Genomic DNA, 12,079 nt, shown 5'->3' on the forward strand with positions numbered 1-12,079 from the left:
TGCGCCTGCTGCGGCACCAAGGGCGCGAAATCGTCCTCGACCATGAGCATCAGGCGCGACATGGTCAGGCCATAGGCCCCGCACAGCTTGCCCAGCGCGCTGGCGGTGGGGCTGACCTCGGCGTTTTCCAGGCGGGACAAGGTAGCGCGGCTGAGGCCGGCGCGGCCGGCCAGCTCGTCCAGGGACCAGCCGCGCTCCTGGCGCAGCGCCTTGAGCCTGCCTGCGATGCGCCGGTCCAGATCGGCGTCGGATATCGTATTTTTTTCCATATAAGAGAATTTCTCTCAAATACGGAAAACCGTCAAGCTCCATGGGCTGACAGGAGCCGAAACCAGCGCATTGCGCGATTTCGGCACAATACGGGTCATGTACCTGGCCAAACCCCTGATGATGACCGCACTCTGCCTGAGCCTCTTGAGCGGCTGCGGCTTGCCGCCGCTGGACAACCGCAGCGAATCCCGCGCCCTGACTCCCGAGGCGTCGCAAGATACCGCCCTGGGCCGGGCCATCGCGCCACTGGCCGCCGCACATCCCGGCCAGTCCGGCATCCACCCCCTGCCTGACGCCTACGATGCCTTCGCCGCCCGCATGCTGCTGGCGCGCGCCGCCGAGCGCAGCCTGGACGTGCAGTACTACATCTGGCACAAGGACATGACCGGCACCATGTTGCTGGAGGCCCTGCACGAAGCTGCCGACCGCGGCGTGCGCGTGCGGCTGCTGCTGGACGACAACGGCACCTCCGGGCTGGACCAGGAACTGTCGGCGCTGGACGCGCACCCGAATATCGAGGTGCGGCTGTACAACCCCTTCGTGCTGCGCTGGCCCAAGCCCCTGGGCTACCTGACGGACTTCAGCCGGCTGAACCGCCGCATGCACAACAAGTCCTTCACCGCCGACAACCAGGCCACCATCATCGGCGGCCGCAACATCGGCGACGAATACTTCGGCGCCGCCAGCGGCGTGCTGTTCACCGACCTGGACGTGCTGTCCATCGGCGCCGCGGTCAATGACGTGTCGGTGGATTTCGACCGCTACTGGGCCAGCGACTCGGCCTATCCGGTGGACCGGCTGCTGAAGCAAACCAGTCCCGGCGAACTGGACGAGCTGGAGCAGGCCGCCGCCCGGGTCGAGCGCTCTCCCGAAGCCGCCGCCTACGCCGAGGCCATGCGCAAGCTGCCTTTCATCCAGCAACTGCTGCGCGGCGAACTGACGCTGGAGTGGGCCGACACCCGCATGGTCAGCGACGATCCACGCAAGACGCTGGGCACCGCGCCGCCGGAGGCCATGCTGCCGCATCAGCTGCATGAAATCCTGGGCACGCCCAGCACCGACCTGGAACTGGTATCGCCCTACTTCGTACCGACCGCGGTCGGCACCCAGTCCTTCGCGCAGATGGCGCAAAGCGGCGTCAAGGTCAAGGTGTTGACCAACGCGCTCGAAGCCACCGACGTGGCGGTGGTGCATTCCGGCTATGCCAAGCGCCGCAAGGACCTGCTGGCCGCCGGTGTCGAGCTCTTCGAGATGAAGCGCCTGGGCGGCGAAGTCGAACGCAACAAGAGCATGGGCCCCTTCGGCAGCTCGGGTTCCAGCCTGCACGCCAAGACCTTCGCCGTCGACGGCAAGCGCATCTTCGTCGGCTCCTTCAACTTCGACCCGCGCTCGGCCAAACTCAACACCGAACTGGGCTTCGTCATCGATAGCCCCACGCTGGCCAGCCGCATCGCCGAGGCCTTCGAGCGCGACATCCCCAATACCGCCTATCGCGTCTGCCTGGACGACAAGGGTCAGCTCTACTGGCTGGAACAGCGAAACGGCGAAACCATCCGCCATGACACCGAACCCGGCACCACGGTATGGCAGCGCCTGTCGGTATGGTTCGTGTCGCTGCTGCCGCTGGAACCGTTGCTGTAGGCTGACATGGCGACCAACCTGGACCTGTTTGGCGATGATGGCGCGGCGCAAGGCGGACGCGGCGCGCTCGGCCCGCAAGCCGTGGTGCTGCGCGGCTATGCGCTGCCAGTGGTGGACGCCCTGCTCGCCGGGGTCGACGCGGTGGCCGCGCAAGCGCCCTTCCGCCACATGGACACGCCGGGCGGCTACACCATGTCGGTAGCGCTGACCAATTGCGGGCAACTGGGCTGGACCACCGATGCGCGCGGCTATCGCTATGCCCGCATCGACCCGCTCTCCGGCCTGCCCTGGCCCGCCATGCCCGAGGCCTTCTTGCGGCTGGCGCAGGCCGCCGCGGCCGAGGCCGGCTTTCCCGGCTTCGAGCCGGACGCCTGCCTGGTCAACCGCTACGAGCCCGGCTCGCGGCTGTCACTGCATCAGGACAAGAACGAGCGGGACTACGGCGCGCCCATCGTCTCCGTGTCCCTGGGCATGCCCGCCATGTTCCTCTTCGGCGGCGACCAGCGCACGGACAAGTCCAGCCGCACGCCGCTGTTCCACGGCGACGTGGTCGTATGGGGCGGCGTCGACCGGCTGCGCTACCACGGCATCATGCCCATCAAGGATCTGCCGCACCCGCGGCTGGGCAGCCAGCGCATCAACTTCACCATCCGCCGCGCCGGCTGAGCAGCCCCCCGGCATGAGGGTTCCCCGCGTCTGGCCGGCCCGACGCGGCGGCTCTACTATTGCGCACCCTCATGCTCCGCCACCCGGAATCCCATGCGTACACGCACCGCCCTGGCTTTGTTCTGCACCCTGATATCGGCGCCTGCCTGGTCCGGCGAACCGCCCGCCCTGATCGAGAATTCGCTCGGCATGACCTTTGTCCGCGTGCCTGCCGGCACCTTCCAGATGGGCAGCGACGAAGCGCCCGAGGCGCTGGCGCGCGCCTATCCGCTGTATCCGCAGGACCGCTACGCCCAACTGTCCGACGAAGCGCCCGTGCATGCCGTGCACATCACCCGCGCGTTCTACATGGAGCGCACCGAAGTCACCGTGGGCCAGTTCCGCCGCTTCATCGAAGCGTCCGGCTACGTGCCCGAATCGGAAGCCGACGGCACCGGCGGCTATGGCTACAACCCGCAGTACGACGCCGACAAGTCCGAACGCGGCGACGCCTTCGAAGGGCGCGACCGCCGCTATTCCTGGCGCAATCCCGGCTTCGCGCAAGGCGACGACCACCCCGTGGTCAACATCAGCTGGAACGACGCCACGGCGCTGGCGCGCTGGCTGACCCAGGCCGAAGGCAAGGTCTACCGCCTGCCCACGGAGGCCGAATGGGAATACGCCTGCCGCGCCGGCACCCGCACCCGCTACCAGAACGGCGACGATCCCGCCGCCATGCCCGACATCGGCAACGGCTTCGACGCGGACGCCGCGCCGCTGTGGCCCAAATGGCAGGCGCACGCCTCCGCCCGCGCCGACGGCCATGCCTTCACCGCCCCGGTCGCCAGCTACGCGCCCAATGCCTTCGGCCTGTACGACATGCACGGCAACGCCTGGGAGTGGGTCTCGGACTGGTATGGCGAGGACTATTACGCGCACTCGCCGGTGGACGACCCGCAAGGTCCCGCCAGCGGCAACGTGCGCGTGCGCCGCGGCGGCTCCTGGCATACCTGGGCGCTGTACACGCGCGCCTCCTACCGCAACTGGAACACGCAGGAAACGCGCTATCCGCTGGTCGGCCTGCGGCTGCTGCGCGAGGCGGATTGAGGCCTGGCCTGGGTCTAGAATAGACCGCAGCACGTCTTCAAGAAGAGTTCCCCATGCCGCCCGCCACGCCCAAGCAGGACTGGATACTGCGCGCCGCGCCCTCGGGCCAGCTGGAGCGCATCGAGGCCTACTTCGGCGGCCATGGCTACGGCATGCACCGCCACGACACCTATGCCATCGGCCGCACCCTGTCCGGCGTGCAGAGCTTCCATTACCGCCGCGGGCTGCGGCACAGCCTGCCCGGCGGCACCATCGTGCTGCATCCCGACGAAGTCCACGACGGCCAGGCGGGCACCGACGCCGGTTTCCATTACCGCATGATCTACGTGGAGCCGGCGCTCATCCAGCAGATCCTGGGCGGACGGCCGCTGCCATTCATTCCGGGCGGCATCTCGGCGGATCCGCGGCTGTATGCCGCCAGCGCCAGCCTGCTGCAGGACACGCATGACCCCATCGACCCGCTGCAGGAGGACGATGCGCTGTACGAGCTGAGCCATGCCTTGTGCGCCGCGGCCGGCGGCAAGCCGGGACGCCGCAGCGCCGACTACGCCGCCGCCGAACGCGCACGCCAGTACATCCATGCCTCGCTCGAGCAGTCCATCACCCTGGAGCAGCTGGCCAGCGCCGCGGCCACGGACCGCTGGAGTCTGTCGCGCGACTTCCGCGCGCTGTTCGGCACCAGCCCGTACCGCTACGTGATGCTGCGCCGCCTAGCTCAGGCCCGGCGCCTGATCGCCGCGGGCATGCCGCTGGCGCAAGCGGCCGCCGCGTCGGGCTTCACCGACCAGAGCCACCTGACGCGCCGCCACGTCCAGACCTACGGCATGGCTCCCGACCGCTGGCGCCGCATGCTCAGCCGCTGAGGCGCAGGCACCTCAAAGCTGCTCGATCGTACAAGACGCCGCCCGCGCGGCCTTCTATCCTGGGGCTTGTTCAACCCTGTACGAAGGACGCGCCATGCCCGATATCCGCCCCATCAACTTCGCCGACAAACTGGCGCTGTTCTCCGAACACTGGATGCCCAAGGTCGTCGCCGAGATGAACGACTACCAATTCAAGCTGGTGAAGATCCAGGGCGAATTCGTCTGGCACAGCCATGCCGACACCGACGAGACCTTCATCGTCATCGAAGGCCGCCTGCGCATCGAGCTGCGCGACGGCCACATCGACCTGGGCCCTGGTGAAATGGCCGTGGTCCCCAAGGGCGTGGAGCACAAGCCCTGTGCCCCCGAAGAGGTCAGGATGCTGCTGATCGAGCCGCGCGGCGTGCGCAATACCGGCGACCAGGGCGGCCAGCGCAGCGCCCCCAACGACGTCTGGATCTGAGCCGGCTGTCATCTGCTAAGGTGAAAGCCCACGAGGAGTAAGCCATGTCCAGAATCATGCTCGTCACCGGCGGCGGCCGCGGCATCGGCGCCGCCGTTGCGAAGCTGGCCGCCCGCCGCGGATACGCGGTAGGCGTCAACTACCACGCCAACGCCGACGCCGCGCAAGCGGTGGTCGAGGAAATCGTGCAGGGCGGCGGCCGCGCCATCGCCTTGCAGGCCGACGTCTCGCAAGAAGACCAGGTGCTGCGCATGTACGGCGAACTGGATCAGAAGCTGGGCCGCATCGACGCGCTGGTGAACAACGCCGGCATCCTGGAACAGCAGATGCGCGTGGACCAGATGAGCGCCGAGCGCCTGCTGCGCGTGCTGTCCACCAACGTGATCGGCGCCTTTCTGTGCGCCCGCGAGGCGGTGCGCCGCATGTCGACGCGCCACGGCGGCCCGGGCGGCGCCATCGTCAATGTCTCGTCCGCGGCCGCCCGCCTGGGTTCGCCCAACGAGTACGTGGACTATGCCGCGTCCAAGGGCGCCATGGACACGATGACCATAGGCCTGTCCAAGGAAGTCGCGCCGGAAGGCATCCGCGTCAATGGCGTGCGTCCCGGCACCATCTACACCGACATGCACGCCAGCGGCGGCGAACCCGGCCGCGTGGACCGCCTGAAAGGCGCGATTCCGCTGCGCCGCGGCGGCACGGTCGAAGAAGTCGCGGGCGCCGTAATGTGGCTGTTCTCGGATGAAGCCGGCTACACCAGCGGCTCCTTCATCGAGGTGTCCGGCGGCAACTGAGACGCCGGTCCTACTTGGCGTCGGATGAAATGACCTTCTGTTCGTGCCGGGCGGCGATGCGCGCCTCGACCCGCCGCAGCACCGCAAGCACGAACAATGCCATCAGCGTGCTGACCACGGCGGTAGCTTCTCGCCCCATGCCCGCCGCCGCGCCGATCGCGGCCGTCATCCAAATGCCGGCCGCGGTAGTCAAGCCGCGGATCTCGCGCTCGCCGCTCAGCTTGATGATGGCGCCGGCGCCCAGGAAGCCGATGCCGGCGATCACGCCTTGCAGCACCCGGCTCAGGTCGCCGACCTGCATGCCGCCCTGCAACGGCACCAGCACGAAGATCGCCGCCCCCAGCGCCACCAGCATGTGGGTGCGCAGGCCCGCGTCCTTGCCGCTGCGCTCGCGCTCATAGCCCAGCAGGCCGCCCAGCAGCATCGCCACGCTCAGGCGCAGCACGATGCGGGTCGCCTCGCCCACATCGGGGATGTCAGCGAACTCGCTGCGCACGGTGGACCAGATTTCCAGCCAGATGTCCGTCATCGCCGCCCCCTCGTGGGAAAAGGTCGGATCAGCATAGCAGGCGCCGCGAGGGCGCCGCCATGCGCCGCACGCACTGGCACATGTGGGCACAACTGGTTTACAACCGAGCAGACGCCGCGCAGGGTCGCGGACGGAACAGACCGGAGGGTTACATGGATTTGCAGCTAGACGGTAAACGCGTGCTCATCACGGGCGCGTCCAAGGGCATAGGCCTGGCCTGCGCGCTCGCCTTCGCCCGCGAAGGCGCCGAACCGATATTGGTGGCGCGCGACGACGCGGCCCTGCGCGCAGCGGTCGAGGCCATACGCGAGCAGACCGGCAAGCAGGCGCGGGCCGTCACGCTGGATCTGGGACAGCCCGGCGCGGCGCAGCGCCTGAGCCAGGAAGCAGGCGATATCGACATCCTGGTGAACAATGCCGGCGCGGTGCCCGGCGGGGCGCTGGACCAGGTGCAGGACGAGCGCTGGCGCACCGGCTGGGAACTGAAAGTCCACGGCTACATCGATCTGGCCCGCCACTACTACCCGCGCATGCGCGAAGCCGGCGCAGGCGTCATCGCCAACATCATCGGCATGGCAGGCTCGGCGCCGCGCGCCGACTACATCTGCGGCGCGGCGGGCAACGCCTCGCTCATCGCCTTCACCCGCGCCTTGGGCGGGGACGCGCCGCGCCATGGCGTGCGCGTGTTCGGCGTGAACCCCTCGCGCACCCGCACCGACCGGGTGCTGACGCTGGCCAAACAACGCGCCCAGGCGCGCTGGGGCGATGAAAGCCGCTGGCAGGAAACCTTGTCGGACCTGCCCTTCGGACGCCTGATGGAACCCGGCGAAGTGGCCGACATGATTGTGTTCGGCGCCTCGCCGCGCGCGGGCTACCTGAGCGGCACAGTGATAGACCTGGACGGCGGCGAACAGTACACGCGCTGAAACCAGTCCGGCCCGCGCGCAGGCCGGACTAGGCGGACTGGCGCCAAGCCGCCAGCAGCCCGGGCAATGCGGCCATGTCGGTAAACACGTGGGCCACGCCCGCATCGCGCAAGGCCTCGGCGCCGCTATGGCCGTTGGCGTCCGGGCTGTAGCCGAACACGGTGGCGCCGGCGGCCACGCCGGCCGTGGCGCCGGTTACCGTGTCTTCCACGATGGCGCAGCGCCTGGGGTCCACGCCCAGCGCCTGCGCGGCCGCCAGGTACACGTCCGGGTAGGGCTTGCTGCGCGGCATTTCGTGGCCGCTGAAGACGCGTTCGCGAAAACAATCGGCAATGCCGACCTTGGCCAGCTGCAGCTCCACCTTGCGGCGGTCCGCGCCCGAGGCCACGGCGATGCGACCGTCCAGCGCCACGTGCAGCGCCCGCACCGCGTCCGGCGCGCCCGGAATCTCGAGCAGGTCCCGATCCAGCGCGGCGTTGCGGCGCTGGCGGAACTGGTCGAACCAGTCGGGGGTAATCGTCGCGCCCGTGCGGGACTCGATCAACGGCAGTTCGTCCCTGACGGCTTTGCCCGTGAAGATCTGCATGGTTTCCGCATGCGTGATGCCCCAGCCCAATTCATTGAGCATCTCGGTCAGCACGCGGCTGGTGATGGGTTCGGAATCGACCAGGACGCCATCGCAGTCGAACAGCACGGCATCGAAAGGGAAATCAGTCATTGCGGCAACATCGGGAAGGTCCATGAAGCGGGTAAGCATACTGCAAGCATCCCCGCCCCCAGGCCGAAGCGCCGTTGGGCTCAGCCTTCCCGCGACAGAAACGGCAGCAGCTGCTCCAGGAAGGCTTCGTGGCATTCCTCGGTGACGAAGTGCCCGCAATCGGCAATGATCGCCCCTCGCAGGTCCCTGGCATTCTCGCGCATGGTGATCAGCGGCGCGTCGCGGGTTGCATGCTCGGCGCCGATGGCCAGCGTAGGCATTTCCAGCATGCGCTGGGCGCGCAGCGTGTTCTGCCGGATGGTCTCCGGAATGGCACGGTAGTAGGCGAATCCGCCGCGCAGTCCGCCGGGCGCCGCGTAGGCGTCGATGTAGACCTCGGCCGCGACCCGGTCGCGGCGATGCGACCACTTGTCGAACATGAAGGTCAGGTAGGCCCTTTCCCTGCCCGCGATCAGCGTCTCGGGCAGGTCGTGCAACTGATTGAACATGAAGTGCCAAAGAAAGATGTTCTCCTGTGGCGGGGCGAAGATGGTGGGCGCCGGCGCCAGGCCGGGAATGACGGCCTCGGTCAGCGCCAGCCGGCTCACCGCCGCCGGAAAATCGCTGGCCAGCGCATAAGCCACCCACATGCCGATGTCGTGGCCCACCACCTGGTAGCGCGCGTGCCCCAATTGCGTCATCAACTGGTGCAGCGTGGCGGCGACCGCGCCGGTGTCATAGCCGGATGCCGGGCGGTCGGAATCGCCGGTGCCGGGCGGATCCACCGCGATCGCCATATAGCCGGCCTGCGCCAGCGCCGCCATGACGTGGCGCCACGTGTACCAGGTCTGGGGCCAGCCCGGGATCAGCAGCACGGGCGTGCCTGTCCCCGCCGTGGCGCAGTGGATGCGGTGCCCGTCGACCAGGACGTACTGGTGCGCGAAGGCGTCGAAGGAAGGATTCTGGTGTTTCATTGATGCTGTCCGATGGGGCGCAGGGCCGTTCATGCGATGCCCAGCAGGGCGTTGATCTGTTGCTTGTCGATGGCGGCGCCGGCGAAGTCGTCAAACACCTTGGACGTGACCGGGATGATGTGGCGGTTGATGAATTCCACGCCTTCGCGCGCGCCGGTCTCCTGGTCCTTCAGGCAGCACTCCCATTCCAGCGTGGCCCAGCCCTGGTAGTCGTACTGCGCCAGCTTCGAGAAGATCCCTTTGAAGTCCACCCGCCCGTCGCCCAGCGAACGGAAGCGCCCGGCCCGGTTGATCCAGGACTGGTATCCGCCATAGATGCCCTGCCGTCCGCTCGGATTGAACTCCGCATCCTTCACATGGAACATGCGGATGTAGTCCTTGTAGATGTCCAGGTACTCCAGGTAGTTCAGCTGCTGCAATACGAAGTGGCTGGGATCGAACAGGATGGCGCAGCGCGCATGACCGCCCACGCGCTCATGGAACATCTCGAAGGAAATGCCGTCGTGCAGGTCTTCGCTGGGATGGATCTCGAAGCACAGGTTCACGCCCTGCTCTTCGCACTCGTCCAGGACCGGCAGCCAGCGCTTGGCGAGTTCATCGAACGCCGTTTCGATCAAGCCTTCGGGGCGCTGCGGAAACGGGAACAGATAGGGCCAGGCCAGCGAGCCCGAGAACGTGCCCATGTCGGTCAGGCCCAACCTGCGCGATGCGCGCGCCGTGTCCAGCAGGCCTTGCCGCGCCCACGCCGTGCGGGCTTGCGGATTGCCGCGCGCCTCGGGCGGCGCGAAGTTGTCGACCATGGCGTCGTAGGCGGGATGCACCGCCAGCGACTGGCCGTAGATGTGGCTGGTCAGCTCGCTGACCACCAGGCCATGCTGGGCCAGCGTGCCCTTGATCTCATCGCAATAGTCCTGGCTCGCGGCTGCCGTCGCGGCGTCGAAGAAGCGCTGGTCCCAGGCCGGAATCTGCAGGGCCTTGAAACCCATGCCCGCCGCCCATTCGGCGATGGCGGGCAGGCTGTTGAAGGGAGCGACGGCGTCGCTGAACTGGGCCAGGTGCAGGCTGGGGCCTTTGATCGTTTGCATGAATTCTCAATCTAATTGTTTGTCGAACGACAAAGAATAGACGATGCGCGGATCGGCTGCAAGCGCAAGCGCGGTGGTACACTGCGCCTCAGTTCATTTCAACGAGACCGTCATGGCAGGCAGACCCAGAGAATTCGACCGCGACCTGGCGCTTCAGCAAGCGATGCTTGCGTTCTGGAAGCAAGGCTACGAGGGCACTTCGATGGCGGACCTGGTGGCCGCGACGGGACTGGCTTCGGCACGACTCTATGCCGCCTTCGGCTCCAAGCAGGACTTGTTCCGCGAAGCCGTGGCGCGCTACGAGGCGGGCGACGGCGCCTTCGCCGAGAAGGCGCTGGAAGGCACGGAGGGTGTGCGCGACGCCATCGCCAAGCTGCTGGCCGACGCGGTCGCCACCTACACCCGACGCGGCCGTCCGCAAGGCTGCATGGTGGTGTCGGCCGCCACCAATTACGCTGCCGAGAACGAAGCCGTCATGGCATGGCTCACCAGCCATCGCAAGGCGCGCACGCAGTCCATCATCGATCGTCTCGAAGCCGCGCTGCAGGCGGGCGAACTCAAGCCCGGCACCGATGTTCAGGCCTTGGGCGACTACTACGCCGTGGTGCTGCATGGCCTCTCGGTGCAAGCCCGGGACGGCGTCGGCAAAGCCCGTCTCCTGGCCATGATCCCGCCTGCCCTGAGCGCGCTGGACGCCGTCATGCGCTAGTCGCTGGCCCTGGGGGTACGAGCCTCCCTGGGAGGTCGGAATAATCTGACCCCGATTTTCTTTAATTGCATTTTGACAATTCAATATGCAAAATGGCGGCCATGGACACCCCTGCCGCCACGCCCCTCCACGCCCGCTTCACCCTGAACGGCGCCCGCCATACCTGCCTGGACCTGCCCGCCATGTACGGCGCCGGGTACTTCCGCCTGCCCGTGGTGCTGCGACTGTTGCTGGAGAACGCGCTGCGCAACATGCAGGGCGCGGAACGCGACGCGGCCGCGGCGGCGCTATTCGCATGGCTGGAGCACGGCACCAGCGAAGCCGAAATCGCCTTCCAACCCGGGCGCGTGCTGATGCACGACACCACCAGCACCCCGGCGCTGGTCGACATCGCCGCCATGCGCGACGCCCTGGCCGAGGCCGGCATGGATCCTGCCACGCTGAACCCGGTGCTGCCCGTCGACGTATCGGTGGATCATTCGCTGGCCGTGCAATCCTATGCCCGCGCCGATGCCGCAACGCTGAACCTGGACCTGGAACTGCGCCGCAACGCCGAGCGCTACCGCTTCCTGCGCTGGGCCTCCAAGGCCCTGTCCAACGTGCGCATCCATCCGCCGGGCACCGGCATCATGCACACCATCAACCTGGAGCAACTCGCCACCGTGGTCTGTGCGCGGGAGGACGCCGACGGCATCGCCCTGCATCCGGACATGATGATAGGCACCGACAGCCACACGCCCATGGTCAACGGCATCGGCGTGCTGGGCTGGGGCGTGGGCGGCCTGGAAGCGCAGACCGTGATGTTCGGCATGCCCACCCTGCTGCGCATTCCCGATGTGATCGGCGTGCGCCTGAGCGGCGCGCTGGCGCCGGGAGCGAGCGCCACCGATCTGGCGCTGACCGTGACCCAGCGCCTGCGCGAGATCGGGGTGTCCGGGGAATTCGTCGAGTTCTACGGACCGGGCGTCGCCACGCTGCCGGCCGGCAGCCGTTGCGTGGTCGCCAATATGGCGCCCGAGTACGGCGCCACCACGGGCTACTTCCCGATAGACGCGGAAACGTTGGCCTACCTGCGCCAGACAGGCCGGCCCGAAGCCCTGATCGCGCGGGTAGCGGCTTACGCCGAACGTGCCGGCATCGCCTACGACCCGGCCGCCGAGCCGCGCTACACCCGCGTGGTCGACATCGCGCTGGACCGCGTGCAAATGCATGTGGCAGGCCCAAGGCGGCCGCAAGACCTGCATCCCTACGGCCACACCAAGGCGATCCTGGCGGAGCTGGCCGCTACGCCCGCGGCCGCCGCCAGCGGCCTGCCCCGTCACGCGGTCGCGATAGCCGCCATCACCAGCTGTACCAATACGTCGGATCCGCGCTTGTTG

14 protein-coding genes are annotated in these 12,079 nt (G+C 67.8%); 9 read left to right on the top strand and 5 right to left on the bottom strand.

Features of this window, described 5'->3' with window-relative positions; all coding sequences use genetic code 11:
- Positions 1 to 269, bottom strand: a 269-nt coding sequence (locus VIR09_RS13865; RefSeq protein WP_332013382.1) for a helix-turn-helix transcriptional regulator, incomplete at its 3' end; no start/stop codon positions are given.
- A 97-nt stretch (positions 270 to 366) separates the two neighbouring features.
- Between VIR09_RS13865 and VIR09_RS13870 the strand changes: the two genes are divergently transcribed.
- From VIR09_RS13870 to VIR09_RS13895, 6 genes are all read left to right on the top strand, one after another.
- The gene (locus VIR09_RS13870; protein WP_332013383.1) at positions 367 to 1,911 is read left to right on the top strand and encodes a phospholipase D family protein; all 1,545 of its coding nucleotides are present in this window, start codon (positions 367 to 369) and stop codon (positions 1,909 to 1,911) included.
- A gap of 6 nt (positions 1,912 to 1,917) precedes the next feature.
- Complete coding sequence (gene alkB / locus VIR09_RS13875) at positions 1,918 to 2,577, top strand: DNA oxidative demethylase AlkB (RefSeq protein ID WP_332013384.1); 660 nt, start codon at positions 1,918 to 1,920, stop codon at positions 2,575 to 2,577.
- A gap of 93 nt (positions 2,578 to 2,670) precedes the next feature.
- Entirely contained in the window at positions 2,671 to 3,663 is a 993-nt protein-coding gene (locus tag VIR09_RS13880; protein WP_332013385.1) for a formylglycine-generating enzyme family protein, read from the top strand.
- A 53-nt stretch (positions 3,664 to 3,716) separates the two neighbouring features.
- The gene (locus VIR09_RS13885; protein ID WP_332013386.1) at positions 3,717 to 4,526 is read left to right on the top strand and encodes an AraC family transcriptional regulator; all 810 of its coding nucleotides are present in this window, start codon (positions 3,717 to 3,719) and stop codon (positions 4,524 to 4,526) included.
- 94 nt (positions 4,527 to 4,620) lie between these two features.
- The gene (locus VIR09_RS13890) at positions 4,621 to 4,989 is read left to right on the top strand and encodes a cupin domain-containing protein (protein ID WP_332013387.1); all 369 of its coding nucleotides are present in this window, start codon (positions 4,621 to 4,623) and stop codon (positions 4,987 to 4,989) included.
- A gap of 44 nt (positions 4,990 to 5,033) precedes the next feature.
- A complete protein-coding gene (locus VIR09_RS13895; RefSeq protein WP_332013388.1) occupies positions 5,034 to 5,780 on the top strand; it encodes an SDR family oxidoreductase in 747 nt (248 codons plus the stop codon).
- A gap of 10 nt (positions 5,781 to 5,790) precedes the next feature.
- On the opposite strand, the gene VIR09_RS13900 is transcribed toward VIR09_RS13895, so the two are convergent.
- On the bottom strand, positions 5,791 to 6,309 hold the full coding sequence (locus VIR09_RS13900; RefSeq protein ID WP_332013389.1) for an MgtC/SapB family protein: 519 nt from the start codon (positions 6,307 to 6,309) through the stop codon (positions 5,791 to 5,793).
- Between the two features lie 152 nt (positions 6,310 to 6,461).
- Between VIR09_RS13900 and VIR09_RS13905 the strand changes: the two genes are divergently transcribed.
- The gene (locus VIR09_RS13905; protein ID WP_332013390.1) at positions 6,462 to 7,235 is read left to right on the top strand and encodes an SDR family oxidoreductase; all 774 of its coding nucleotides are present in this window, start codon (positions 6,462 to 6,464) and stop codon (positions 7,233 to 7,235) included.
- A gap of 28 nt (positions 7,236 to 7,263) precedes the next feature.
- On the opposite strand, the gene VIR09_RS13910 is transcribed toward VIR09_RS13905, so the two are convergent.
- The 3 genes from VIR09_RS13910 to VIR09_RS13920 all read right to left on the bottom strand — a co-directional run bounded on the left by VIR09_RS13910 (position 7,264) and on the right by VIR09_RS13920 (position 9,991).
- Complete coding sequence (locus VIR09_RS13910) at positions 7,264 to 7,953, bottom strand: HAD family phosphatase (protein ID WP_332013391.1); 690 nt, start codon at positions 7,951 to 7,953, stop codon at positions 7,264 to 7,266.
- 80 nt (positions 7,954 to 8,033) lie between these two features.
- Positions 8,034 to 8,906, bottom strand: coding sequence for an alpha/beta hydrolase (locus tag VIR09_RS13915; RefSeq protein WP_332013392.1), 873 nt, complete (start codon positions 8,904 to 8,906; stop codon positions 8,034 to 8,036).
- Positions 8,907 to 8,935: 29 nt separating this feature from the next.
- Positions 8,936 to 9,991 carry a sugar phosphate isomerase/epimerase family protein gene (locus tag VIR09_RS13920; protein ID WP_332013393.1) on the bottom strand — a complete coding sequence of 352 codons (1,056 nt, stop codon included), beginning with the start codon at positions 9,989 to 9,991 and terminating at the stop codon, positions 8,936 to 8,938.
- Positions 9,992 to 10,103: 112 nt separating this feature from the next.
- Here VIR09_RS13920 and VIR09_RS13925 point away from each other — a divergent pair, with 112 nt between their 5' ends.
- Both VIR09_RS13925 and VIR09_RS13930 read left to right on the top strand, forming a co-directional pair.
- Complete coding sequence (locus VIR09_RS13925; protein ID WP_332013394.1) at positions 10,104 to 10,700, top strand: TetR/AcrR family transcriptional regulator; 597 nt, start codon at positions 10,104 to 10,106, stop codon at positions 10,698 to 10,700.
- Between the two features lie 101 nt (positions 10,701 to 10,801).
- The coding region (locus VIR09_RS13930; protein WP_332013395.1) for an aconitase family protein at positions 10,802 to 12,079 on the top strand (1,278 nt) is incomplete at its 3' end.

This window comes from Achromobacter sp., from assembly GCF_036567245.1.
Taxonomy (GTDB): domain Bacteria; phylum Pseudomonadota; class Gammaproteobacteria; order Burkholderiales; family Burkholderiaceae_B; genus Achromobacter.

Excerpts from the sequence above, each read along its gene's own strand:
- alkB (WP_332013384.1), top strand. The coding sequence starts at position 1,918 with ATGGCGACCAACCTGGACCTGTTTGGCGATGATGGCGCGGCGCAAGGC.
- VIR09_RS13895 (WP_332013388.1), top strand. The coding sequence starts at position 5,034 with ATGTCCAGAATCATGCTCGTCACCGGCGGCGGCCGCGGCATCGGCGCC.
- VIR09_RS13915 (WP_332013392.1), bottom strand. The coding sequence starts at position 8,906 with ATGAAACACCAGAATCCTTCCTTCGACGCCTTCGCGCACCAGTACGTC.
- VIR09_RS13885 (WP_332013386.1), top strand. The coding sequence starts at position 3,717 with ATGCCGCCCGCCACGCCCAAGCAGGACTGGATACTGCGCGCCGCGCCC.
- VIR09_RS13880 (WP_332013385.1), top strand. The coding sequence starts at position 2,671 with ATGCGTACACGCACCGCCCTGGCTTTGTTCTGCACCCTGATATCGGCG.
- VIR09_RS13900 (WP_332013389.1), bottom strand. The coding sequence starts at position 6,309 with ATGACGGACATCTGGCTGGAAATCTGGTCCACCGTGCGCAGCGAGTTC.
- VIR09_RS13905 (WP_332013390.1), top strand. The coding sequence starts at position 6,462 with ATGGATTTGCAGCTAGACGGTAAACGCGTGCTCATCACGGGCGCGTCC.
- VIR09_RS13920 (WP_332013393.1), bottom strand. The coding sequence starts at position 9,991 with ATGCAAACGATCAAAGGCCCCAGCCTGCACCTGGCCCAGTTCAGCGAC.
- VIR09_RS13925 (WP_332013394.1), top strand. The coding sequence starts at position 10,104 with ATGGCAGGCAGACCCAGAGAATTCGACCGCGACCTGGCGCTTCAGCAA.
- VIR09_RS13870 (WP_332013383.1), top strand. The coding sequence starts at position 367 with ATGTACCTGGCCAAACCCCTGATGATGACCGCACTCTGCCTGAGCCTC.
- VIR09_RS13910 (WP_332013391.1), bottom strand. The coding sequence starts at position 7,953 with ATGACTGATTTCCCTTTCGATGCCGTGCTGTTCGACTGCGATGGCGTC.
- VIR09_RS13890 (WP_332013387.1), top strand. The coding sequence starts at position 4,621 with ATGCCCGATATCCGCCCCATCAACTTCGCCGACAAACTGGCGCTGTTC.